This is a genomic window from Halorhabdus rudnickae, assembly GCF_900880625.1.
In the GTDB taxonomy this organism is placed as follows: Archaea; Halobacteriota; Halobacteria; order Halobacteriales; family Haloarculaceae; genus Halorhabdus; species Halorhabdus rudnickae.
The window spans coordinates 112,142-135,690 of record NZ_CAAHFB010000002.1; the positions used below are offsets into that span (position 1 = coordinate 112,142).

General features: G+C 57.5%; 21 protein-coding genes. 7 read left to right on the top strand and 14 right to left on the bottom strand.

Translation table 11 applies throughout. The features are described 5' to 3' along the window. Positions 1–61 precede the first annotated feature (61 nt). The 3 genes from BN2694_RS11955 to BN2694_RS11965 all read right to left on the bottom strand — a co-directional run bounded on the left by BN2694_RS11955 (position 62) and on the right by BN2694_RS11965 (position 2,444). Complete coding sequence (locus tag BN2694_RS11955; protein WP_135665785.1) at positions 62–250, bottom strand: hypothetical protein; 189 nt, start codon at positions 248–250, stop codon at positions 62–64. A gap of 137 nt (positions 251–387) precedes the next feature. Then, complete coding sequence (locus tag BN2694_RS11960) at positions 388–1,263, bottom strand: biosurfactant protein 1 (RefSeq protein WP_135665787.1); 876 nt, start codon at positions 1,261–1,263, stop codon at positions 388–390. A gap of 260 nt (positions 1,264–1,523) precedes the next feature. After that, complete coding sequence (locus tag BN2694_RS11965) at positions 1,524–2,444, bottom strand: transcription initiation factor IIB (protein WP_135665789.1); 921 nt, start codon at positions 2,442–2,444, stop codon at positions 1,524–1,526. A gap of 248 nt (positions 2,445–2,692) precedes the next feature. Between BN2694_RS11965 and BN2694_RS11970 the strand changes: the two genes are divergently transcribed. The 5 genes from BN2694_RS11970 to BN2694_RS11990 are packed head-to-tail and all read left to right on the top strand — an operon-like array spanning position 2,693 to position 6,575. Beyond that, a complete protein-coding gene (locus BN2694_RS11970; protein ID WP_135665791.1) occupies positions 2,693–3,154 on the top strand; it encodes a hypothetical protein in 462 nt (153 codons plus the stop codon). After that, complete coding sequence (locus BN2694_RS11975; protein ID WP_135665793.1) at positions 3,123–3,533, top strand: hypothetical protein; 411 nt, start codon at positions 3,123–3,125, stop codon at positions 3,531–3,533. The genes BN2694_RS11970 and BN2694_RS11975 overlap by 32 nt, the downstream gene beginning before the upstream one ends. Beyond that, positions 3,520–4,965 carry a hypothetical protein gene (locus BN2694_RS17435; RefSeq protein WP_210408970.1) on the top strand — a complete coding sequence of 482 codons (1,446 nt, stop codon included), beginning with the start codon at positions 3,520–3,522 and terminating at the stop codon, positions 4,963–4,965. The genes BN2694_RS11975 and BN2694_RS17435 overlap by 14 nt, the downstream gene beginning before the upstream one ends. 60 nt (positions 4,966–5,025) lie before the next feature. After that, positions 5,026–5,922 (top strand): hypothetical protein, encoded by an 897-nt coding sequence (locus BN2694_RS11985; RefSeq protein ID WP_244605441.1) that lies wholly within the window; start codon positions 5,026–5,028, stop codon positions 5,920–5,922. Positions 5,923–5,927: 5 nt separating this feature from the next. Continuing rightward, entirely contained in the window at positions 5,928–6,575 is a 648-nt protein-coding gene (locus BN2694_RS11990; protein ID WP_135665796.1) for a Cap15 family cyclic dinucleotide receptor domain-containing protein, read from the top strand. A gap of 4 nt (positions 6,576–6,579) precedes the next feature. Here the strand turns inward: BN2694_RS11990 and BN2694_RS11995 are convergent, their stop codons facing one another. The 7 genes from BN2694_RS11995 to BN2694_RS12030 form a co-directional block, all read right to left on the bottom strand. After that, complete coding sequence (locus tag BN2694_RS11995) at positions 6,580–7,197, bottom strand: Cap15 family cyclic dinucleotide receptor domain-containing protein (RefSeq protein WP_210408971.1); 618 nt, start codon at positions 7,195–7,197, stop codon at positions 6,580–6,582. Continuing rightward, the gene (locus BN2694_RS12000; protein ID WP_135665798.1) at positions 7,178–8,119 is read right to left on the bottom strand and encodes a nucleotidyltransferase domain-containing protein; all 942 of its coding nucleotides are present in this window, start codon (positions 8,117–8,119) and stop codon (positions 7,178–7,180) included. The genes BN2694_RS11995 and BN2694_RS12000 overlap by 20 nt, the downstream gene beginning before the upstream one ends. A 694-nt stretch (positions 8,120–8,813) precedes the next feature. Further along, positions 8,814–9,674, bottom strand: coding sequence for a DNA-binding protein (locus BN2694_RS12005; protein WP_135665800.1), 861 nt, complete (start codon positions 9,672–9,674; stop codon positions 8,814–8,816). Positions 9,675–10,258: 584 nt separating this feature from the next. Further along, positions 10,259–10,768 (bottom strand): hypothetical protein, encoded by a 510-nt coding sequence (locus BN2694_RS12015; RefSeq protein WP_135665803.1) that lies wholly within the window; start codon positions 10,766–10,768, stop codon positions 10,259–10,261. After that, entirely contained in the window at positions 10,765–11,364 is a 600-nt protein-coding gene (locus BN2694_RS12020; protein WP_135665804.1) for a DUF7437 domain-containing protein, read from the bottom strand. Before BN2694_RS12020 ends, BN2694_RS12015 begins: the two co-directional genes overlap by 4 nt. Positions 11,365–11,413: 49 nt before the next feature. Next, entirely contained in the window at positions 11,414–11,752 is a 339-nt protein-coding gene (locus BN2694_RS12025; protein WP_135665806.1) for a DUF7558 family protein, read from the bottom strand. Next, positions 11,749–12,039, bottom strand: coding sequence for a hypothetical protein (locus BN2694_RS12030; RefSeq protein WP_135665808.1), 291 nt, complete (start codon positions 12,037–12,039; stop codon positions 11,749–11,751). Before BN2694_RS12030 ends, BN2694_RS12025 begins: the two co-directional genes overlap by 4 nt. 686 nt (positions 12,040–12,725) lie before the next feature. On the opposite strand from BN2694_RS12030, the gene BN2694_RS12035 reads away from it, so the two are divergent. Both BN2694_RS12035 and BN2694_RS12040 read left to right on the top strand, forming a co-directional pair. Next, positions 12,726–13,466: a hypothetical protein gene (locus BN2694_RS12035; protein WP_135665810.1), complete on the top strand. Its 741-nt coding sequence runs from the start codon at positions 12,726–12,728 to the stop codon at positions 13,464–13,466. Between the two features lie 112 nt (positions 13,467–13,578). After that, entirely contained in the window at positions 13,579–13,845 is a 267-nt protein-coding gene (locus BN2694_RS12040) for a hypothetical protein (protein ID WP_135665813.1), read from the top strand. Positions 13,846–14,010: 165 nt separating this feature from the next. Here the strand turns inward: BN2694_RS12040 and BN2694_RS12045 are convergent, their stop codons facing one another. The 4 genes from BN2694_RS12045 to BN2694_RS12060 are packed head-to-tail and all read right to left on the bottom strand — an operon-like array spanning position 14,011 to position 23,544. Then, entirely contained in the window at positions 14,011–16,026 is a 2,016-nt protein-coding gene (locus BN2694_RS12045; RefSeq protein WP_135665815.1) for a hypothetical protein, read from the bottom strand. 39 nt (positions 16,027–16,065) lie between these two features. Then, complete coding sequence (locus BN2694_RS12050) at positions 16,066–20,448, bottom strand: ATP-binding protein (RefSeq protein WP_135665817.1); 4,383 nt, start codon at positions 20,446–20,448, stop codon at positions 16,066–16,068. Continuing rightward, positions 20,441–22,534, bottom strand: a complete 2,094-nt coding sequence (locus BN2694_RS12055) for a VirB4 family type IV secretion system protein (RefSeq protein ID WP_135665819.1) — start codon at positions 22,532–22,534, stop codon at positions 20,441–20,443. The genes BN2694_RS12050 and BN2694_RS12055 overlap by 8 nt, the downstream gene beginning before the upstream one ends. Then, positions 22,531–23,544 carry a hypothetical protein gene (locus BN2694_RS12060; protein WP_135665821.1) on the bottom strand — a complete coding sequence of 338 codons (1,014 nt, stop codon included), beginning with the start codon at positions 23,542–23,544 and terminating at the stop codon, positions 22,531–22,533. Before BN2694_RS12060 ends, BN2694_RS12055 begins: the two co-directional genes overlap by 4 nt. Positions 23,545–23,549: the final 5 nt, after the last annotated feature.

A 23,549-nucleotide genomic window follows, 5' to 3' on the forward strand; every position in this document is an offset into this window, starting at 1 on the left:
ACTCCTCTTGGGGGCGATAAACCGACCCTGGAAGTACCCCTGGCGTGGACGGCGACATCGGTTAGGAGTCTGTTGGGGCGTCTGGCCCGTTTTCGTCCTCTCGTTGTGTGAGGAGACTCACGTCTTCCAGGAGGTCTCTCGCAGTCTCGACTCGCTCTTGATCCGCGTCGTCTAACCGGTCAACGTCGAGCCGGCTGAGATTGCTGAGTACACGATGCATCCGGTAGCCTTGTTCTACTTGTTGATCCATCGGAACGCCTCACCACTTGCTGGCGCGCACAGACACCCCACCGTGACTGTCATCGGTCTTGAGGGTACTCGCCGCGTTAACCAACAAGGCCCATCCCAAGCAGGGTATGTTGGTTAACCGGCGATCTTCTTCCTGCCCTATTCTGGGGCAGGCCCGTAGCGAGGTGTGCCACACACCTGGCACTCCCAGATTGGTTGGCCTGTCCAGGTCTCGTCGGGGATCGACTCGCGTGTACTGAACCGATGCTCTGCTTCGCTCGTACAATGCTGGCACTCGAGGGTTGTAACGGTCGGAATTTCGGCTCCGCAACTGGTGGATTCCGTTTCGCGGGGCATTGTTTCCACAGCGATTGCTGGGACGATCCACAGCTGGTCGCCGCCGTCAAGAGTGTGATCGAGGGACGACTCATCACCGACTCCCTGGCCACGCTCGTCATAGACGCGTGGTATCTCCATCTGAGGGCGCTCGCTCCTCCCGTCCTCTTCCCACGCTATCCGCTCGCGGGCCGCTGTTAGCAACGCGTCGCCGGCCGCTGAGGTCGCCTCGACAGCAGCGGGGAGCGTGGGCCAGTGCTCGGTTAACTGGGGTGCGGGCTCGTCGTCGAGATCGTAGATGAGCGTACAGTCGTCGACGGGCTCGTCGTGGGTTGATGTGAGGAGTGTCGCTGCAGCTGCTCCTTTCGCGACAGCCCCATAGAACGTCCCAGATTCGACGAGGAACTGAATTACACCACAGAGCGCCTGTTCGGAACTCACAGCACCCGATTCTGACGCGGCGTCGAGTCTGTGTTCGAGGCAGAACCGGCATTTTCGCTGCGAAGCCGGGATCGATGCGCCACAGGAGACACAGGTCCGGTCTGTGTCGGTTGTTCCATCCGGATAGCCGCCCGAATGCGAGGCTTCGCGCTGACGGGTTGGCTGGGCGTCTGCTGGCTGATCCAGCACCGGGTCAGTAACGAGAGCGCCCTCCCCGACAGGTTGGAACGCGTCTCGGTCAGGATTGTGGTCAGTCATCGATTCGCTCTGCGTTTCCCTCGGTTTGGTATTTAAATTCCAGGGTGAGATTCGCGGGTAGGGTTCGACGACTACGGGTCCATCAGGTCGCCTGAGACGGATTCAGTCACGGAGCTCAGCGACCGCTTGACCGACCTCGCGAACGTGCTTGCTACGCTCGATATCGAGCTCTGCAGATAGATGCTCGACAGCCTCTTCGAGGTCCATACCGGTCGATAGATTCTCCGTCTGTATGTAGGTGCTCCTCTACCGGATGCGTCTCAGATCGCTTGGAGTTCGTCCCGCCGGCTTCGGAGCGTCACGACTGACACCTCCGCTGTCGATGCAACGGTGGATTGGGTGATCAACGCACCCTGCTCTTGGGCGGCCAGATAGACGCAAGCGGCCGCGACACCCGATGGCTGACAGCCGTTCGTGAGGGCTGTCCCCTCGGCGCGTTCTGCGAGTTCGTTCGCGCGTCGGCGAATGTCGTGGTCCAACCCCAGCTCCGAGATCAGCCGCGGAATGAACGACGTCGGGCGCATTGGTGGTGTCGGCAGCCCCAACTCGCGATTCAGTGTTCGGTAGGCGTTGGTGACACGCGTGGACTCGACTCTTGCCGCGTCGACGACGTCCTCGAGGAGGAGCGGGTGTTGGGTACATCGACAAGTACCATAGATACTCGCTGCGCCGATGGCTTCGATGGATCTGCCTCGAAGCAGATCCTCGTTCTGAGCGCTCCGGAAGAGCTGGCACGCCTGGTCACGAATCGACTCGGAGAGTTCGAGCGCACTCGCCAGCCGGCGCACCTCGCCCAACCCGTGTGCGAGATTCCGTTCCGCTTTGGACCGCCAGCGACCACGGGTCTGCTCACGTCGCATCCGGGACAGTCGCCGGCGTTTCTGCCCTGAGAGTTCGTTTCCGTGTGTATCGGTTCCGTGGCCGATCTTCGTCGAGAGGCCTCGATCGTGACGGGCTGCAGTCAGTGGTGCGCCTGTTCGCTCGCGTTCGTCCCCATCGTACGCTCGCCACTCCGGCCCGTGATCGATACGTTGTTCCTCGATAACGAGTCCACAGTCCTCGCAGACTGTTTCCTTGACGTTCGTAGTGACGTGTCCGTCGCACTCTGGACACTGGTTCGCGCTCGACTCCGTTTGGACGTCTTCGTCGAATCCAGTCTCGTAGATGTCTCTCGTTGCCATTGTTCTCACCGTCTTCCGGAACTCGCCAGTACAGCGAGCCCCTCACCCATTGAGGGGACAACAGACTCTTGACTCTACACGTCGGGGGTCGAAAGTCGAAGCCGAACTATTAGGTCCACAGCAACTGACGCACCGGAGATAAGACTTTGACCTCGGTGTATGTGGGTCTAACCGGCGTATTTCACTGAACTATACCGATGAGGCTGCCCAGTAATTAGAATTATAATACAGAATGGGAATAATGTTGTATGGGAACGGCAACCCGGAACCGATCCGGGGCATCCAACGCTGGTTATGAAGACGCGAAACGCGAGTTAGCTGATGCTGCGGGTGATAAAGATGCTGCCAGAGCAAGTGAAATCTATTTCAAGGTGATTCTGGCTGCTCAACCGAACGGCGCAGCTAAAGTTCCAGCATATCTAGCGGTCCGATACGGCTCTGAATTCGTAATAAAAAGCCATCAAAACGGTGTTGAGTCTGCCACTAGGGATGTCGGTGCCTCAGTTGCAAAAGAGGTCGTTGCAGCAGGCGCCTCTGAAGCCGTTGTTGAGCAAGCCTCAAAAGAGGCTGCCAGTCGAGGCCTTGCTGATGGATCTCAGGGCACAGACCGAGCCTTCTCAGGGTCCGCAGAACGAGCAATGGAAAGTGCGATGGGTGACATTATGACCGAAGGAGCTGATGCTCTTGAACGACACCGAGATTCAGAATAATATTGACGAGTTCGTAGAGGCCCATGGCGTTGAAGGATTTTTCCGAGTATATTTTCGGGAGTATCTGTTTCAACTGCTTAACGAGGAAATTGAGGCAGCTACAAATGATCCCGAGTCAGACTCCGCCCTTCAACTCCATTTCAGCCAGAACGTTGAGACTGACCAAGAGTTGGAGGAATTTGAGGAACAACTGCGAGATCAGTGTGCCAACCGGGCGGATGAGTTGGTCGAAGAAATACAGGATCAACCCGAATTGGCACCGATTTTCGAAGATGCCGATGTGGAGTTACTAGAGCATGAGGACGTAGAGGAAATGATTCGGCATACTATGCATGAGATGATTGAGGCGTGGGAGGACGAGGACTTTGAAGGGAACTAAGCGATTTCTGATTAAGTCCGGGACCGGATCGACCCTTAGCGAAGCAGACTCGGACTACACCATAGTCGTCGACGATTATCGGACCGAGACCGAAACGGAAGGTGGTCGTCTAATAAAGTACAAGAAGAAGGTTCTCAATGATCTGTTCGGCCACAGTCCTCCTCCAACAGTCACGGCGTTGGTTGAGCTTGCACTCGGTACGTATGCTGCGGACCGTTTAGTGAAGCGAGGGCCAACTGGTGCGAAAGATGATGGGGAGGAAATGCTGAAATCACGGCAGATACAGATTTTGTACCCTGTTGTCGACGTGGAGAAATGGCAACCGTTGGAGTCTGAACTGAATCACGCTGTTAGCTTCATCTCGCGTGATAACTTTCAATATCGGTTCATCGATGCGATAGACGCGGATCAGTCCATTGATGAGAGCGATGGTAGAAATCGTGATCAGTTGCCTGAGCCTGATTCTGTCGCACTTTTTTCTGGCGGATTAGATAGTTTGGGTGGCCGATTTCACCTCGCTGATGAGGGCCACAATCCTCATTTTGTCAGTGTGGATCATGGTCGAAACGTCGGCCATCTAGTGCGGAATTTTGACCATCTCTTCGATGGTAATCTTACTTCAGTTGGTGTCGACGAGGAGTTCTCTGCATACGAAGATACGCAGTTCACTCGGTCATTCATGTACTTCGCCTTCGCCGCCGCTGTCGCGGTAGCTCTCGATGTTGATGATATTTATGTCCCCGAGAATGGTGTCCTCTCACGATTCTCCTCGCTGGAATCCGGCTGGACGACGACTCGCACGGTCCATCCACTGTTCGTTAAGAGCTTGAATCGAATTTTTGAGGAACTATTTCCGGACCGGAAGGTGGAAATCACCAATCCGTTCCTTGGTTACACGAAGAAGGAGGTCGTCGACTGTATCCCAAACAAAGAGGATATCTTCTTTACTCGAACTTGTCCCCATCCACGTGAATTGTCGCAGGGAAAGAACGCTGACGGACACCCATACAACTGTGGTGAGTGTATTCCTTGCCTTATCCGTATCATTGGTCTGGTAAACAGCGAGCACAATATACAACCAGACGAGTTGATGTTAGACAAGAATCATCTCTTGAACTTTGACTTCTCGACCGTGGGTGTGGAGAATATTGCTCAATCCGAACAGGGTCGACAGTCCAGTTTGTCAGTGTTTTTGTTGGGTTTGAATGCGCATCTCTCGTTCGCGTATCGTATCCAGACTTCGACTCAAAAGGAACTGGTATCATCTCATCCTGAGCTTCTCGATCCAGATATACTAGGGCTCTATGAGCGGTTTAGCAGGGAGATATTCCGGACTGTGAAGTTCTTTGCAACTGAAAACCCAACGCTGGAAGACTACGTCACAGAGTTTCTTTCCTTGGAGAACAAAGAGCTCGCCAGCCTGAAGCAGTAGTTCACTATTGTTGGCGGATATTCGGGAGTATGATAACATCTAGGCACATCTGGCTACACAATGATATCTCGTGCAAAACTTAACCGCTGGACACACTCGGAAACTGCAAATCAAGAAGAAGCCCGAGATACTAATCGCGAACTCCGGGATGATCTAGAAGAAGGCGGGCTCCAGGGTGTCAGTGAAGGGTTAGAATTCGCCACCCTCCTCCAAGGTTCGTACCGGAACACGACTATGGTGTACAATTCTGGTGACGTAGATATCCTTGTTATTCGGACGGACACTTTCCATGGGGATTTCTCACACGTCCCTGATCACGCTGTCAGCCATGCCCCCGATCGAAATCCACAGCAGATGTTCGAGGAGCATGCCGAAGGCGTGTATCGAACCCTACAAGCCCAATACGGGACACGCAATGTCGAACGTGGTGAGAAGGCAATAGAAGTGGATAGTGATGAGTTGCCCCTTGGGGCCGATGTCGTTCCTTGTCTCCAGTATCGACGATTTTGGTCACGCCAGCCAGGAAACCACATGAAAGGAATTGTATTCTGGTCTCCAGACGGGACGAAGATCATCAATTTCCCACGCCGTCATCGAATTATGGGCACTAGGTACAACGAATATACAAATGGAAATTACAAACCAACGATTCGTATTTTCAAGAACTTCAGAAATACACTCGCAGAGAACGGCGCTATTGAGAAGGAAAACGCTGCGTCCTACTTCATCGAGTGTCTCCTCTCAAACGTTGAGACTGCTACAATAGCAACGGATGATATTCGCGATCGAGTTGAAGGAATTCTCGATGAACTCGAAGCCGACGCTGAAGAAGGATTCCCTGACTATACCGTACAGCATGGGATGCAACCGTTGTTTGGTGACGAGACGACCCAGTGGGATGTCGAACACGCCAGAGCGTTCATCACAGAGGCCAGACGCTTCTATGAAGAGGATTAGTAGCGATGCATACCTACTCAACGGACAACGACAATAGGCCGACTGTATACGGTATTCTTGGATTCGCAGCCTATGCAGCCGCCCTTGCCGTGGGATGGCTTTCAACAACGCTTAGTGCAGTAATACCCGCAGTCGCGGGCATTACGATCTCATGGGGTGTGGGATTCACTCTTCTTACAGCGACATTCAGTCGGTTCATCTGGAAGACCGGAATCGCCCGCGCAACAGGAGCGTCAAAAGTTCCTGATTTCAACGGCGAGTGGACGGGATACGTAAAAACCTCGTATGAAGGAGTGATTCCGGATGATGCGCTTCACGCGTCGAACGACCCGAATGCGGAAATGCAGCGGGTCGCTGCGACACTGCAAATTACCCAGACATGGCGAAAAATTAGCATCCACCTGGAGACCGATAATTCCGAGTCAGACAGTACTGGCGCAACCGTACTGACTGAAGATGGGCGTTGGCCGAGCCTCAACTACCAGTATGAGAACGATCCAGACCCAGATTCAGCCTCTTCGATGACAAGACACTACGGAACCGCTGACTTAGCTTTAAAAACAGACTCCGACGAAACAGTACTAGAGGGGTTCTATTACACAGGCCCTGGCCGTGAGAACTATGGAGAAATGTACTTCGTGAAATCAGGGTGACTGCTCAGTTCACTCTATACAGTTCCAGTATTCCATGGGTTCCTCGCTGATCCGGTCGGTTGTAGTACTTGCCTTCAAGTTTGTCTTGGCCCTCATCGTATTCTAAGATAGCAGTCCCATAATGCGGATCAAGCTCCTCGTTGGTGGTACTCCCATCATTCCAGTAGTTATACGAGAGTGTCGGCCAAGCCTTTTCTTTAACTAGAATCGTCGCTGCTCGGCTGTGTGAGGGCGACTCTGGTCCATTCAAGGATACACGTATCTTATCCCACGTCTGATTAATCTCAATACTGGTTTCTTGTTTTGTTAGCCCCTCAACCTGACGTCCCTCGTCAACAATTTGTTCGTCGGGAATGAGATCCGCGTCGGCGGACGTGTACAGATATCCTTCCCATGATCCATTCAAGTTTGGAACAGCGACCAGTCCCTTATCGTGTAACCACTCCCATTTCCAGAGGTACCTTGTGAATCCGATGTATAGTAATGACGAGACAATACCCAATGAGAACCCGACTATAGGACCAAAAACACTGATTCCGCCCAGATAGATTACAGCAGTAAGGATACCGATTAGGATGTACCGCTGATGGCGATTCGCTTGGTCAGTGGAAAAGTTGTGCATTTTTCTTCTTGTCGTACCAGTCTTCCCACATTTCTCGGAGGCGGTTTATGAGTTCATCTGCCTCATCAGTGTTCCATTGAGTGTTGCTATCTCCAAATAAAGGCTCCATCTCGGAAACCTGATCGAAGCTTGAGAAGTCCGCGTTTTCTAAGTGGGTGAGTATTTCGTCGAACCGGTCTGATCGACTGGTTCGCTTTAAGATGTTCTCAGGAACGTTGTATATGAGACACTCGATTCCGTACGAGTGAGCATCAATCGTCCAAAGCGTATCGAAGTGGTTGTTGTAATAATACCGTGCGTTCTTGAATATACGGACCGTCTCTTTGTAGTTTGAGTGCATATCCTCTCCGTTCTCCCGATGGATCTTGGGAAAGTTGATTATACGATTGTCGCCGTTCTGCGGCATAAAGTGCATTCCCTTGTCGATTTCTGCGTCGTCGTCGCCGCCTTCGGGATATGTCCGGTAGACACGGTACTCACCGCACGCGACCACATCAACGTCGACGTCAAGTAGTGATGTTTCGTCCTTGTCGATCTTGATTGCCTTATTACCGGGAGTAACAGCCGAACGACCAAACTTGATCCTGAGTGCCTTCAGCACATCATCGTAGAAATCACGATGATCATAATCGGCATCATCATGATCCTCATCGTATCGTTCCTCCTCCTCTTCACTGAGTTCCTCAAGATCGGAGCGCCATGCAGACGTGATTTTCGCGACGACGTCTACGTCGCTCGACCCTCGTGTGTGTGTTGTGTTTGCATATGAACCCTGTAAATAGACCTCGTAGTCTTCGTCCGCTTGTTCCAGAGGGGAGCGTTCGCTCATTAGAGCACGGCGAGTTTTATCCCGTGCATCAGCCGACCCCTTATCAGCCCCGGTACCATGCCAGTCATTAAATTTGCTTTCAGGAATCGGCATTTTAGCGAGTCCTCATTAAGTTCAGTAGGTGTGGTGTAGTCACGACTCGACTGAGGATGGCACCATCCACGAGGTGTATAATGTCGTCCGGAATCATCTGTACTCTATCTCCAGATGTGTTCTGATGGGAGACATGGATAGGTACGGTTGCTTGATAGTTAAACACTCGCGAAACAGAGTGAAAGTGATAACACGATTATTGGGTCCTATAGGGCTGATTTTCCTACAGATAAGGCTTTCAAGCACGGGGCGTGGGCAGCAAGTCTTTCTAAGTATTCAGAGCAATCGCTGTGCCTCAGCGACCAGGAAATCAGTCGTTCGATGGGTTTCGTGGAGGCGAATGAGATACCGTTTACAGGCAGGTTTTCGTATTTTCGGTCATAGTGGGGTAGGAAGGTGGTGTCCTTGCCACCCACCGCTGAAGACGGTTATCGGAGATATAGCTGCCGGCTGACAAACCGCTCCCGCAGCTGGTAGTAGCACTAATTGAGAGGTGTATTCGCTTGCAGTCCAGAACACACTCGGAATCGATCAATATGTCAAGCCGCGCACTGGGGTGGACGTACAGATTATGGCCCCTGCCGAGGTTGTGGCTGCGCGCGCAGCGACCGCAGGGAGCGAGCACGGAGCGGTGGGCGGGGCGGCGGGGCCTGGGTCGGTCCGGCACACACGAAAAAAGAGGGCACTCAGCCCCCTACTCTTCCCACCAGCGACGGTCGCGCTCTGGGAAGACGATCATACTGTCGTAGGTCACGGCGAGTGAGCACCGTCCCTCGTACCAGTTCTTCTTGACCGCCCGCATCCGGACGGTGTCACCTTCTTGGACGAAGGCCGGCTCGCTGGCCTTCCACGAGGTGAACTTGATTTTCCCGGTATCGTCCGCGACCAAGCCCACCTGAGCGATCTTGGGGCTGGAAGCATCCCAGAGCTGGACGACTTCTCCTTCGATGCTCACCTCGTCGGTCTGCACGTCCGGGACGTCCTCGATCGGGCAGATCGCCCCGGGGGCCGCCTTGAGCGCGTCCATCGTGTCGAACACTGCTTCGGTGATGTCCTGTCCCTTGGCGACCCGCTTTGCGAGCGCCCGCGAGACGGCCGCCCGACTGTGACCGGTGCGAAGCCGCTGTGCCATCCGGTCTGCTTCCTGGTTCACCTTCGCCAGCTCCATCCGGGAGAGGCGCTCGCGCGGATCCGTCCGCTCCGGAGTGCGCTCCTCCCGCTTGCGCTGCCGCTGTTCGGTGACGACCTCACGAGTTCGCTTCGCCCGCCCGTCTTGGGTGCCGAGTTCCGCCTGGGCGCTGATGTGCTCCAGTTCGGCCTCTCGGGCTCGAATCTTCTCTTCCTGCTTGAGGGGCAGGTGCGAGAAGTCCTGGACGATGCCATCTGGGTGGTTCGAATCCACCTTGGCCTGCTTTTCCTGCTGGACCGTCGCCCGGAACTCCGGGGTGTCGTCGACGACCTCGAAGCCCTCCTCGTCGACGCCGGCGTCTTCGGTTCGTTCGAATGCCTGTTCATCCACCGTAACGACCTTGCGACTCGAGTTGTTACTAGACATTGGAGTCTCAGTGCTCCGAAGGCGCTCGCGCGCCGCCACCGCGATGTCCCTAGCATCGCGGTTTTCCGACGATGTCGACGTCCGACAGCACCGACTGCGCGCTCTCGCTCGCGCCTTCGCGAGCGCCCTACCGGGCGCGAGCGAGAGCGCGCCCGAGTGCGGCGACCCCAACCAGCACCGCGCGCCGACCCGCCCGGAGCGAGCGGCCAGCGGAGTAAGCGTGGGGGGTGAGCAGCCACGCCGCGCAACCCCTCGCGCTTACCCGCTGGCGCCGAGGGCACATTCACTTTAGCCCGGCAGCCCGCCCGCTACTGCAGGCAGGCAGCCCGGAATGGTCGGTCGCGAGCGACGCGGAGGGCGGCAGCGGCGAGCGGGGCGGGCCGGTACGAACACACCTGTCCAGCCGGCCGCGGCACTCGGCGACCCAGCTACCGTCCTGGCGGACTCAGAAAGGGCGAGGCCGCCTCGGCCGTCCCCCGACCCCGCAAGCACCGCAGGGACGAGGAGCGCAGCGGTGGTCGCGGGATGCCGAGCGGCCGAGGGCTTTCGAGTGTCTTCTCCCCGCGAATCAGGCTTGAATCCCGTCAGCTGTCGCCGGCGACCAGGTCCTTGATCAACCGGAAGCCGTTCACGTACGTCACCGAGTCCCCGTACCCTTCGCTCGCGAGGACGGTCTCAGCCCCCTCCCCAGCCGCAATATCGGTCGTGTAGATGTAGACCTCGGTTGCTGTCCCTGCACTGAGCTCCTGAGCAGCTAGCGCAGCAAGGGAGGGGTCCGCCCGTTCAACCTCGTCAGCAGGGCGGTCGTCGGCGTTCGCGATATACCGCTGGACGCCATCCATCGTCCGCGAGACGATCGGTTCGGAGAACTCCAGCGGAGCCGCAACCGTCGCCCACCCCTCACCGATCGCGGTGTCAATCGGCACCTTCTCGACATCGGGATCGTCGACGGTGAGCTCCTCGTACACCCGTTCGGGAAGGACGAAGATGATTTCGTTCCGGCGAGCGAACCGCCGAACGGCCTGGTACCGGCTGTTCGACGGCTGCCCCATCGCGACGAACAGGCCGGTGTCGGCGATGTGGAGCCGGCTCACGCGTCGTCAGCTGCGTCGCCGTCGTCGATGTCCAACTCGTCGAGTCCTGCCCCTGCCTCCTCGATGTCGTAGTGCTCGTGGACGACGGGCCGGAGTGCCTGGAGGATCATCTCCGCAGCCAGCGGCGAGATGTCCAGATCCTCCGCCATCAGCCGGTGGGTCACCTCCCCACGCTCCCGCGCAACCGCGTAGGTGAGCGCGGTCGCGAGGCCGGCGACGCCGTGACGGTCGATGTACGTGTCAATATCCGCGTCCGTCTCGCGGCGGCCAACGGCGTCGATGAGCGCCGGCGTGATCGTATACTCGCGGTCGCCCGCGGCGGTCGTTACAGTCAGGTCGATCTCCCGGGCGGCGTACCGCCGAGGCTGCTCCTCGTCGGTGACGTCGACGACGCCGGCGTCGACGAGCCTGTTGACGTAGCTGTAGGCTGTTCCCTGGGCGAGCTCGAGGTCGTCCATCACGTCCTGGACGGTCACCTCACCCTCCCGAGCGAGGTGGGCGTACAGCTGGGCCAGCTGTGGCTCCTCGAGCAGGTCTGCGACCGAGAGGAAGTCCCGGACGATGTCGCCGTCGGCGCGATTTGAAGTGCGTGACACGGGTCGTTCTTGATTACAGTTTACAGCGAAACAGTAAAGAGTGTTTGGGTCACTCTGTCGGCGTCGCAACGAGATGCTCCTCGAGGTCGCGGGTCCAGTACGTTGCCGGCCCACCTGGACTACACCGCGCACAGACCTGTATCGGGCCTTCGAGATGGCCGAGTTCGATTCGAAACCGCGTAAGCGCTGCGAGCGCGTCGACGATGAGGCCACAGCTGTCACAGGCGTACTGATCACGTTCGTCGGGATTCAGCGTCTCCTGAATCGCACAGTCGACGCAAATCGGGTGGCTAACCCGCTCTTCTTTCCCCCACGTGTAGGCAGTCCCGGTCTCTGTCCCGGGTGGAGCCTCGCAGAAGGCACAGCCGGCCAGCGTCTGTTGGCTCATTCGGCCCCCTCGCCGGCGTCCACCGCTGCTGTCCAGCCCTCGTGGAAGACGGCGAGCTGCCACATCGATTCGAACGCCGTGCCGCTGGGCTCGTGTACGAGAACCCGCTCGTCGACGACCGGCGTGACCGTCCCAGCATCGAGCAGCTCTCGGACGAGGTCCTGTGCCGTCTCGTCGTCGAGATCTGCTGTCGACACTCGCCGGGTATCCCGATCCTGCGCAAGTAGTTCCCGCTCGAATCGTTCGTGATCGTCTGCCGTATCGTCGTATCTATCTGGGTCGGACATACGAATCAGGGGGCAGCACACGAACCGCCCCGCATCCATTCCGGGGCGCTGAAAAACAGCTGCTACAGTCACCTACCCGCTGTCACTACGTCGACCTGCTCTCACCCTCCACGCCCCACGCCATCGTCCGGGTGGCATCTCGGTCTCGCTTGGCCTGCGGCCTGGCACCTCGGCCCCGGTGGCCGCGAACTGAACTTTGGGCGGCCACCCCCACCACATATCGGTTGATTTTCCTGCTGTCTAGTGGCCGAATTTTCCTCCAAATCGCAAGACAGCGACACCTGACACCAGATTTCGTGGGCTGTCCGGGAATTCCTTCGTTCGTGAGTCTGCTGTCTAGTGCTGCCGTCCTGCGATTTGCGGACTCAGCACGCCTCCTGTCAAACTTGGTGTCTAGGATAGGTCGAAGCTGGTGTCCGGCTGTCCTATCGGGCTATTAGAGTGAAGGGAATCTTTTGAAATGATGAAAAATGATAGGAATAGCGTGCTGTATACAGAGTCACACGGGCACCACCTACTGTAGCGCTCCGTTAGGACCCCACTGTTAATACTGGATATCTATTCGGATGGTGGAACAGCCATCGAACCGTGAGGCAGGGATTCGTTGGTGACTCACCCATCTACGTTCTATACCCCCTTCTACCCTTATTCTGAAGTCGATCAACTGTGAATGTCGAGGTGATTGAATGTCTGACCTGCAAGAAGCCTACGAGAAGATTACGGGATATGGTGAACGTGCAACCGCCTGTGTTGACTTTGACTGGTGCCAAATAGTCCGAGAAGCCGGAAGAATGCATCGTGATTATGATCCTATCTACAAGGTCTCCGATGAACTCGATATAGATGAGGAAGAGGCCCGGGAAGCGATGATTATCGCGCAGATAATATTTAATTCCCCACCCGAAGAGGTGTCTGCAAGGGCCTACAATACTGGATACCGGTTTTTTGTTGAGGAACAGGATGCCGAGTCTATTGCATCAGATAGTACTCGTTCAATTGATGAGGTCAAGAAAGAGATTCGAGAATTTGTGGGAACCGTTTATTTGGGGTCGGATGTTGAGGAGACGGAACTCACGACCCCTCCAGATGAATTTGAGGGAGAGTCTCCGGGTAGAAAAGCGTTCGACGCCTTGATTCAGAGTGGGGTTTCACAGGAGATCGAACAAATAGGTAAATCCTTCCGACCTATCGATATCACTGCTGGAATAGACCTTTCGCCTATCCTCTCGTCGCTATCAAGTTATCAAGATGTTGTGAACCAAAAGTTGAGGGAAGCTATTCAAGAACTCGAACCTCCAGAGGGGTATGACCCCCAGAAAGTACACATCGACAAGATTTCACTGAACGAGGGGGAGAGAGTATTGGTGAAGTTTATTGATGAATTGGATGATTATAAAGACGAAGAGATAGGGGGGCCTCCAAGATAGATTACAGCGTGGGTATAATGCCTACCAAGAGGGTGAGTATATGCTATCCTGTTTCGTCTTCATCAGCGTTCAAGATGGGCTGATGACTCATCTCTGTACCAAGCGTGATGAAATGGAGCCAAATGATAACGGATTCTTTGAGATAGAAAAGCGCATCCCCTCACTCAAGAAGTGTTATAATGAGATTGAGCGTGATTTTAAAGGATTAGAATGGAGTGATATTGATGAACACGTTGACTACTTTGTCCAACATAGGAATCGCATTATGCACGGAAATCCGAAGGCGTTCTTCGATGAGAACATTGCCAGTATTTCTTTGCTCTTCCTCGTTTTCACCATTTTCACTGTCCTCGAGTGGTCTGAAGAAGACCAATACTGAGCAAAACCTTAGCAGTGTATATTTCCGTCATCTGTTCGTCCTAACAGCAATTACCGGCTATCACACTCCACACTCACCAGCTCCGTGCTGAAATTGCGTGCTATCTGCAGTACGGCTTCAACAGACCATCAGCCACTGCGGGTTTCAACAGGGAGAGTGAGAAGTCTATTCATCGAATGAAAGGATCCGTCTTGCCTTGTCAAGAGAGGACTGGTTCTCGTCCCGGTCCTCTTGATTCGACTCTTGCTCGAACTGGCGTTCTTCGAGAGCAACCTCCAGTCGGTCGCGTTCGGCACGGACGGTGGCGAGCTCCGTTCGGAGCTGGTCAACCTCCGCTTCCAGATCCTCGATTCGCTCCGATTTCTCCTCCAGTTTAGACTCGAGACGGTCGATCTTCGTTGTCAACAGCCGGTTCTTTTCGCGAAGATGAGCCCGGTCCAGGTCGCCCGCTGATTCATCGCTTGTAGGAGACTCGGCAGGTGACTCCGATTCACTGTCAGCTGGATCCTCCTCGGGTGTGATTCGGTCTCGGCCGTGGTTCAGGCCCGCTTCTTCGATGGTTGCCAATGTCTCGTTGTAGGTTTCATAGCCGGGGAATCCCTCGTAGGTTCCATCCTCACCCTCGCGATCGACAAACGCGTCTTCGGGACAAACCTCGAGCGCAACAGCCGCTTTTCGAACGGCCCAGAAGGGCATCTGGTCGTAGGTCCCGCCATCGACGCGTTCTGCCCCGGCCTCTGGAATCCACACCGGAATGTTGTAGCCGGCGCTCCGCAGTTCGTCGACGGCAGTCCAGTAGTCCTCCCCATCGAGGTCCGCATCGGCGTCGGAGAGGATTCCCGTCGCGAGGGCCATCAGTTTCGCCGGCCCACCGCCGGCGTTCACCTTCGAATCGCCGAAGGTGTTGGCCTGCTCGTCGACGAAACAGGACTGGCCGCTCTCACTGTGGCGCCAGCACGGGTCAAACTGGGGCCGCGGCTGGTTCGGATCCGTATCGTAGGCATCACTCGCGTAGTGGCGGGCGATCTCGGTGATGTCGATGTTCTCGACGGCCTCGTAGACGTCTTCCTTGAAGGGGGTAACGGGGTGGCCTTCGAGGGTCCCATCGAGTTCCTCCAGCCGTTCTTCGCGCCGCTGGAGTGCTGCCTCACGCTGTTGCTGCCGCTTCCGTTCCCGCTCACGCTCCGCTTCCACCCAGGCCTCCAGCGTGGCCTCCCATCCGTCGTGGTCCTCGTACAGGTCCGGCCACAGCGTCGCGACCAGCGAGCTGACGCAGTCCGTGTGCTCAACCCGCGTGAGGTCGTTGGCCCAGCTGACTGCCGCCTCGATGAGGGTGTCGTCGACGGTCTCGAACGGACGTAGCTCGTAGCTGACGTCGTCGGTCGCGATAGGGGTGACGACGGCATCGTGGTCGGCGTGGATCGAGAGCGGCGGCTTGTACTGGCGGTTCTTATTGTTCACCCAGTCGGGGTGGATGACATCGCCGGCGCCGTCAACGTGCTCGTTCACGCGGGCCTCTGCCTCTTGGAGCCACGCGTTCGAGCGGTCGAGGAATTCGTCGAACACCCGTTCGAGCGCTTCCGGATCGTCGCTGAAGAGGTCCGCAATCGGGAGCGTGGCCCCCGGGGCCCCGAAGACGTACGCACCCCCGACGGAATCCAGCGCATACACCGCGTCCCGGGACCCATAGAGGGTCGCATACTCGTCGATGTAGGCGTCGAGCGTTCGCTCGACGAGGGCACGCGTCTCGGCATCGAGGTCGCCGCGCTGCGGCTTGATGTCGTCGGCGAGATCGATATCGCCCCAGGCGGGCACCGCCCGAAGATCGGCATATCCTGGGGTTGGGGGATCATCCTGCCAGACAGTCGTTCCCTCTGTCTCGTCGTAGCGACAGGGTTCCCACCGCTGGAAGGCAGTCGGTGTTTTGTAGGTGGTGACGGCATAGAGGGCCCGTTCGAGGCGGCCGTGGATCTCGTCGTAGTCACGATCGAGGCGGGCAACCCGCCCACGCTGCGGATACCCGGCCTTGATCGCCTCGACATCGTTGTAGTCCTGTTTGATGTACCACCCGACGAAGTCGTTCAGCCCGATAGTCGGGTAGTCATCGACGGTCGCCAGCGCCTCGTAGACGGGTTTGGCGCGACGGTAGTGCTCGCGGATGGCTGATTCGGAGAGTGTCATCTCGTGTACTCCTTCACCTCCTGAGCGGGAGCGAAACGACTACGCACTGGCACCGCTCGGTTCCTCTTGCTCGCCGACGTCGCGCAACTCAATTCCGACGTAACAGCGCCGCGTCTGGCCGTCCAGCCACTGCTTGTCGCGCTCGAACGCAGCGTGGTCACGAAGTGCCTGTGTGAACCGGTTTTTCGGCTTCACCTCGTATTCTCCGGCCGCCGCGTACTGCTCGTAGGCATCATAGACCTCAGCGACCGCGACGACGCCGTCGTCGGCTTCGGTGAGCCGGTCCCTGACGAATGCCTGAATACCGTACGGGTCCGGTTCGTCATCACCTTCAGAATCGGAATTCGAATCGGCTTGGTCAGCTGGGGTCTCCCCTGCCGGATAGAGCGTCCCGTCCTGGATCGCATCCACGAGTGCTGGAATGCCGGTAGATGTCTCCGTGTCTGGCGCGTGGATTCCGAGCGTCTGGTCGCCCTCGATGGTCGCGATCGCATATGAGCGCTCCGTATAGTCCGGGAAAGGCAGGTCGGTACGGGGTACGAACGGGCGCTTAACAGGCACCCAGTCCGATTCAAACGCTTCGCGTGACTCGTAGGGCTCGGGCAGTTCCCCCGGCCTGAAGACGGTGTATGTCTCGCTCTCGGCGTCGTAGCTGTACGTCGCGGGGAACTGGTCTTTCGACACGACGTCGAACGAGTCGATCCGGGCGTGCTGGTCCCCGTCACTATCCTCGAGGACGAACGCACCGTCCCGCTCGAACCAGCGGGTGTGGCGACTGCCGCCATTGGACGGTCGGACGGCCGTTACCCCATCCGCGGCTCGCGCACCGCCGTTGAATGTGACGTTGTGATTCATTGTATACAGCCGCGTCTCACCGGATGAGAGCTGATTTCGCGGCTCGCGGAGGATCTTCGCCAGCCGGTCGGCGATCTCTGCGGCTGGTTGACCGTCGTGGTCTGCGACGACGAACAGCGGAATTCGGTCCTGTTCCTGGGCCTTCCGGAGGTTCGTGAGGACTTTGGCCGGGCGGACGTGCGTGGTGGTTTCGACTTCGACCTGGAGCTCCGAGTTGAGGTCCGAATGCGTCGCGATGGCGTCGGGGCGGGACTCCCCGTTCTGATCGAGAACCTCCACGGAGAACCCCGCCGCTGCGAGCGACTGCTCGACGATTTCAAGGACTGAATCGTGGTGCTCTCCCCCGCCGGTCGGTGACGTCGACGTGTCAGGCGTGGCTGCCTGCTCACCCTCGTTTGTGAGCCGACACTGAACTGACGATGCACCGTCCGGGAGATCGACCTCGATGAGCGAGGACGCGTCTCGCACTTCCGGGAGCGTCTCGTAGCCCTCCGCTTCGATGACGCCTTCCTCAATGCGCGAGAGCAGTTCCTCGTCGACGTCCTCGACGGACACCCAGCCGTTCGTCTCGCGGACCTCGTTCGACAGCTGGACGGCGCGAATCGCACGGGCCATCGCGACTTCCAATGGCAGGTCATCGGCGTTCTCCAGAGCGACGTCAGTCGCCGCGTCACGGCTCTCCACGGTCGTGCCGCCGGCAACCCCGTACTCCTTACGGGTATGCTTGTGGACGCCCTCCAGGGCGACCTGGAACCGCTCTTCTTGTGCCCCGGTCAGTGGCTGCTTGCTATCGGGATGGCCGGGCGGGATCGGGAGTGGTTTGATACTGAACGGGTCAGGGCCGGTTTTGCCGAACTCCGGACTCGGGAGCTGTGCGATCCATTCACCGCGTGGGAGCGAGCTGATTCGATTCTTGAACTCGACGGGATCCATCGCTTCGTGTGAAAGTGCCTCAGCCATGTCGGCGTCGACAGCGATCTTCCCGACGAGCGGACTGCCGATGTTGTTCAGAACGTTCAGATAGACCTCGCGGTTACCGGCCTCTTTCATTTGCTCGGGGAATTGCGTCACAAGTTCGATGGACAGCCGGAACTCCCGCCCCTTTTCGAGGAGCGTCGTCAGCGTATCCGAGACGACGACCGATGATGCCTCGTCGATGAGCAGGTTCGCCACGTAATCGTCCGGTTTGCGGGCCAGCTCGTCGCCGTCGCGATGCTTGACAGCGTCGTACAGTTGCGTCAGAATGACGCCGGTCATCACGCGGCCGGCCTCGTCGCGGAGATCGCCGAGGTCGAAGATGACCACTTTGTCCTCGTCGATGAGGTCGCGGAAGTCGAACTGTGACTCGGTATTGTTGAAGATCCGCCGGAGGTGGGCGTCCTGCGTGATGTAGTCCATCCGGTTGCTCACACCACTTACGATGTTTGTGAACGATGTCGAGTTCGATCGTAAGTGTCGCTCCAGCTTTTCAGCCACCTGCGGGTCGCTCGCCTGCGGTGCATCTGCAGGTGTCGGGTCCGGCGGCCCAGCGGCATGGAACTGTGTCACTGCGTGCTCGAGTTGATCATGGGTAAAGTAGTTCGTATCTTGGCGGAAGTGTCCGTTTTCGAGACCGTACTCCTCGTCGTACATCGCTTTGATGAGGTACTTGAGGAGCGTCGGCGAGGCGATGGCGTCCTCGTACCGCTTAGGCCCCATCACGAGCTTGATGAGCTCCTCGTAGTGGTCGGCCTTGTCCTGGATCGCGTCGACGCGACGAACGCCAGCCTCCAGTGCCGGCGTGATATCGAAGAACGCGAAGCCAGGCAGGATGTCGGGGACCGAGAAATGGAGGACGTTTTCCTTGAGGTCTGCGGTGCCGAAGCGCTTCGCGTGAGCCCGCATGTAGTTCTCCGGCAGGCTCCCGCCCTTGGAGTCGATCAGGAATACCGGGCCTGTCGTCTGGCCATACAGCGACAGCGCGTCGTTGATCAGGGCGACGGACTTGCCGGCACCGCTTTTCGCGAACCGGCCGACGTGGAATGGAAGGAGATGTGGCGGAATCCGTATCGGCTCTGACGTAGGCGTCCTATTTTCTCCAAGTCCTCGGCCGATCGCCATCCCGCTATCCGTGAACGCGTTCATATGGTCTTGCGCTGGGAGGGGGAGCGGCGTTCGGCTCTCCGGTTGAGCGTCGGACCCACGCCCGCCTTCGGTCGTAAGATCGGTTGACGGGGGCACGACGACGAAGTTCGCTAGCTCAGCTGGCCCAAGGACGAGATCCGGGCGTGTCTTTCGCCATTTTCTCTTGGTAGTCAGGGTAGCGTTGAACACTCTGTCCGCGTGTCTCGTAGCCCGTCGTCGCTTCCGAAGTCCGTGACGAACGCGCTTTGGCCGAACACGGTAGTAGGGTCCATTGAGGTGGTCGAATACGGAGGCGATATCGTCAAGGCGGTGATCAACTCGTTCTCGTTGGTGGTCGTCCGTCACGAGCGCGAGGGCCCGCATATTCACCGTGAACGTATGCTGGGGTTCCTTCTCGTCGATGGCTTCAACACGCTCCCGGCCTCCGATGTCAAGATACCGTCGCTGTCGTCCGGTATTGGATGGACTCTGTGATTCATTTTCGGTGTTTCCGAGGAGTTCGCCGAGAAACCAGTCCATGAGCCGGTCTTCACCTTCCCGGAGCTTCCGCTGGCGCTCACGGGCCTCGTGCGTCCAGTCCTGCTTGCGCTGGAAGAGAACCTGAAACGCGATTGGATGCTCGGCTCTCGTGAGTTGGTCGATAAGTGAAGCCAGCGGGGCACGGGCGTGGTCGTCATCTTTGCCCTCCGTGTCGAGGAACTGTGGCAACGTCGTCATCCAGTCCTCACGACGAGCAGCTTCTCCGTGCCACGTAAGTCCGAATGGCGTCGTCTCGTCAACACTCGGTCGTTCGTCCTGTGGTCGCTGCTCTCTGTCATCAGTCTCACGCTTGAGCGACCCCCACTCTGATACTTCGTTCTCAGACTCGGTTTCGGATAGCAACTCATCAGTTCTCGATGCAGAGCGGTCCGTTGAGAGAACGCTTCCCCCGTCGCCGACCGGACTGGGCCTGGTGCTATCGGATGCCCTTGAGGTCTCAGTATCCGGATGAGATTGATCTAGCGGTTCCACACCGCTGCTTGGATCTTCCTGTTCGAACTTGTCATTCGTTGTTCCATCATCATGCTCGCTGATGGGAGCTATGCTCGATGGAATCAACTTCGGCTCCAGGTCAAGGGTTACTCGTTCGAAGGTTACCGTTGGAGGGTACAGTGTTCGAAGACGCTCTTCGAGTGCATCCAGCCGCCGATCGGCTCCGTAGTAGAACTCGACAGGCTCCTCCTTCCCCTCGCTTATTGCGAGGAATTCGAAGACCGGCAGCGGATCACCGAAGGGACCAAGCTTTCCTAAGATACCATCACTGTTGGCATCGAGGCCATGGAGTCCGGCTAACTGTCGGACGACCGTCTCCGGTGCGAGGTCGCTTCTGGAGGGTGTGATTCGGATGTATTCGTCTCCGTAGTCGTCGGTCGCCGTCTCCGATGAACGCTGTTTCTCAGTCATCGTCTTGAGACGCTGTCGTGGTCGTCTCGCCACCATTGCCACGGGCATCAGCAGGTCGACTCTCTGGGACCGCACTGGCCGTCGGATCGGACTCGATATCGCTCACGTCTGCGGCACCGCCGTCGATAACGTGGGCCTCGTAATCGCTTGCTCGGATCCGGACCGGGAACCATCCCTCCTGATCGATGCCGACGAGCGCCTCCGAGTAGCCGTCCTCGTCTTCGCCGGCCTTCGCTGAGGTGACCCAGTTTACCTGCCGGTCGCTGAGATCGAACCACTTGGCGATCTTTTCCTTCTCCTCGTTGACGCGGTGGAGAACGGTCAGCGAACAGAGGTTCGCGATGGTTCGTGCCTCCGGCGTCAGCGCGAATTCACCTCCAGTTTGCGTGATGAATTCGAGGCTCAAATCGAAGTGGCGACTATGCCGGACGGCCGTCTCCAGGAAGTCCAGCGAAACGGCGTCGTTCATCAGGTAGTGCGCCTCGTCGATACAGAAGACGACGCGCTTGTCGGTCTGTTTCACCCGTTCGTAGACGCTGTTGAATAGCACTTGCATCATCAGGCTGGTCTCCGCTCGGCCGCGGGTGCCCTCTTCCTGATGGAGATCGAGATAGATGACCTTCGAATCGAGGTCGAACTCGGAGGGGCGAGCTAGATTTTCGAGTTCACCGCCCTCGCGGAATGACGGCCGAAGGTCCTTGAGCAACGACTGGGAATCGGATTGGACGGCTTCCTGCTCCCCCTCGGTGACGTAGCCGTACTCCTCGGGGCCTTCGACCATCTCCTCCAGGACCGTGATGACGTCGTGGATGGTGGGCGAGTCCCGGGTGTGCGTCTCCGGGTCGCGGGTGATCCCGCGCTTCTCGTAGGCTTCCTGGACGGCTCGTCGGAGCGTCTGGTTGCGCTCGCCGAGTGGGTGGTCTGCGACGTGCTCGAAGAACGTCGCGAAGAAGGTCATCACCCAGTTGATCTGCTCGCCCCACGGGTCAATGTCGTCGACCTCCTGCAGGACGTGGTCGGGCGTCGGCTTGATCTCCAGTGGGTTCAGGCCCCGCCGGCCACCGACCGTGATGCGTTCGCCATCGAGTGCCTCGTTGACGCCGGCGAACCCCCGCATCGGGTCGAGCATAATGATGACCGTATCCTCGTCGAACATCGCCCGCCGCACCAGGCGGAGCTTCGTCGCGAAGGACTTGCCCGCACCAAGCCGACCAATAACCATCATACAGTAGCCGGTTTGGCGTTTGAACCGGTCGAGAATGAGTGGACTCGAGTTTAGTGCGTACGTCCCGTATTCGATGCCGGGTTCTGCAAACGCACCGGAAACGAAGGGGAACATCGCGCCCACTGCTCCGCCGAGCATCGGCGTCTTGCTGTCGAGCGTCTCGTTGAATTGATCGAGAGCGATCGGGCTTGCCGACGTGAACGTCTTCAGCTGGGACCAGCGTGGCGTCACCGGCGTCAGATTCGCGGGCGCTTGCCGGGCCGTCGTCGACACCGACTCGGCACCGATAGTCTCACGTTTATTACCTCTCACTGTGAGATACATCGAGACGTCGAACGCCTGCATTGTCGTATTCCGGAGGACATCATACATCTCCTGGTGGTCCTCCAGATCTTTCTCGACGCCCCGCGCGCTCGCACGGTGTTTCTCGGTGAGATATTCGTAGTCGGCTTCGAGGTCCTCGATCTTGTTCTCCAGCGAATCCAGCGTCTCGCGTGTGTCACGGGGATCGATATGAATGCTAATGTCCGTCTGCTGGGTCTCGGCAGCCGCGTACAACTTTTCGAGGAAGCCGTCCATCGGCGCATCGGGATATTCCCCGACCCAGAAGCTTTGCGCCCACTGGTCGCCGGTACGAATCGCACTCGGCATCCGTTCGATACTCGACGGCGAGATGACGGTCTGATGGATTTTGGGAATGCCGTCGAGGTTTTCACCTTCTGCGTCGTACTCGACGGTGAGTGCGGGTTCGGACGACTGTTCGTCGTCAGGCTCGTCGACTGTTTTGTCGTGGGTATCGATTTCCGTCTGTTCGCTCGACGAATCACTCTCGTTACCGAAGGGGAGAAAGTCTCGAATCATGGTTTGGTGATTAGTGGAGCCCTACGAAGCACCTGTTCAGGATTGCCATACTCGATCTCGGTACCAGACCAGTACTCCGCGATCAACTGTGTCAACTCAGTCGTGTCGACAACGCGCGTATCACAGCCCTCGATACCACGGAGGCCACGTTCCACTCGCCGCCGTCGCTCGTCGAGTTCTTCAAGCATGACGGCACGTTCCTCTTCTTTCGGTGGAGCCGTCCAGATCTGGACGAGTATACCGAGAACGGGGATTCCAGCGAGTTTCTCTATCAAACTCTTCCGTTCGTAGCGGACTTCCCGAGGCTGTACTGGGATAATGATGTAATGGTCCCTGATCGTCATCTGCCGCTGGGCTAACTCTCTATCATACCAGTCGATATACTGCTGGATGAGTGCCTGCAGTTTCTCGTTAGATTTGACGTCCGGATCGCTGAGCCGATCCTCGTACCGACTGATGTACTCGGCCGCCGGAAACCCCCGTGTCGTCGAGTAAATCTGAATCGGGAACTCGACCGTCGTATTGACGAAGTCCTGAAAGGCGTTCGTCTTTTGCTCCCACTCGTCGTCAGTCGCGAGGGCCATCGTCGGTGGGGTAACCTGTATCGTACCGACGACCCCACCATCAGTCCGCTCGATAGCGTCGTAACGGGAATGGACCCGTTCGACGTGGGTGTACTCTTTCGCCTCTTCGTGAGTAACCTCGGTGTCGCTACGTTGGAAGTTCGCGAACAGGCCGAGCCAATCGAGACTGTCTGTGTATTCTGGTGTCAGGTAAACGAACAACCCACCCACGGCGATTGCGAGGACTGCGAGTGGAATCGTGAGTGCAGTTATCTGAATCCCCCAGACAGTCAACGACGACGGAACGACGATCTGAACGAGGAGAACAACAAAGACTCCAGGAAGACCTGCAACAGCGAAATCAGTCAACGTGTATTTCCCAAGGAACTGGGTATCGGTGCCGAGCGACTTCGGAATGCGCTTTGCTGGATCAGTGACGCCGTTCATATGTA

Bases quoted from the DNA above. Each gene is read 5' to 3' on its own strand.
- BN2694_RS12040 (WP_135665813.1), top strand. From the start codon at position 13,579: ATGGAGCCAAATGATAACGGATTCTTTGAGATAGAAAAGCGCATCCCC.
- BN2694_RS11975 (WP_135665793.1), top strand. From the start codon at position 3,123: ATGCTCTTGAACGACACCGAGATTCAGAATAATATTGACGAGTTCGTA.
- BN2694_RS12060 (WP_135665821.1), bottom strand. From the start codon at position 23,544: ATGAACGGCGTCACTGATCCAGCAAAGCGCATTCCGAAGTCGCTCGGC.
- BN2694_RS12025 (WP_135665806.1), bottom strand. From the start codon at position 11,752: ATGAGCCAACAGACGCTGGCCGGCTGTGCCTTCTGCGAGGCTCCACCC.
- BN2694_RS12055 (WP_135665819.1), bottom strand. From the start codon at position 22,534: ATGATTCGAGACTTTCTCCCCTTCGGTAACGAGAGTGATTCGTCGAGC.
- BN2694_RS12005 (WP_135665800.1), bottom strand. From the start codon at position 9,674: ATGTCTAGTAACAACTCGAGTCGCAAGGTCGTTACGGTGGATGAACAG.
- BN2694_RS11995 (WP_210408971.1), bottom strand. From the start codon at position 7,197: ATGCACAACTTTTCCACTGACCAAGCGAATCGCCATCAGCGGTACATC.
- BN2694_RS12030 (WP_135665808.1), bottom strand. From the start codon at position 12,039: ATGTCCGACCCAGATAGATACGACGATACGGCAGACGATCACGAACGA.
- BN2694_RS11970 (WP_135665791.1), top strand. From the start codon at position 2,693: ATGGGAACGGCAACCCGGAACCGATCCGGGGCATCCAACGCTGGTTAT.
- BN2694_RS12000 (WP_135665798.1), bottom strand. From the start codon at position 8,119: ATGCCGATTCCTGAAAGCAAATTTAATGACTGGCATGGTACCGGGGCT.
- BN2694_RS12035 (WP_135665810.1), top strand. From the start codon at position 12,726: ATGTCTGACCTGCAAGAAGCCTACGAGAAGATTACGGGATATGGTGAA.
- BN2694_RS11960 (WP_135665787.1), bottom strand. From the start codon at position 1,263: ATGACTGACCACAATCCTGACCGAGACGCGTTCCAACCTGTCGGGGAG.
- BN2694_RS11965 (WP_135665789.1), bottom strand. From the start codon at position 2,444: ATGGCAACGAGAGACATCTACGAGACTGGATTCGACGAAGACGTCCAA.
- BN2694_RS12050 (WP_135665817.1), bottom strand. From the start codon at position 20,448: ATGACTGAGAAACAGCGTTCATCGGAGACGGCGACCGACGACTACGGA.
- BN2694_RS11990 (WP_135665796.1), top strand. From the start codon at position 5,928: ATGCATACCTACTCAACGGACAACGACAATAGGCCGACTGTATACGGT.
- BN2694_RS11985 (WP_244605441.1), top strand. From the start codon at position 5,026: ATGATATCTCGTGCAAAACTTAACCGCTGGACACACTCGGAAACTGCA.
- BN2694_RS11955 (WP_135665785.1), bottom strand. From the start codon at position 250: ATGGATCAACAAGTAGAACAAGGCTACCGGATGCATCGTGTACTCAGC.
- BN2694_RS12045 (WP_135665815.1), bottom strand. From the start codon at position 16,026: ATGACACTCTCCGAATCAGCCATCCGCGAGCACTACCGTCGCGCCAAA.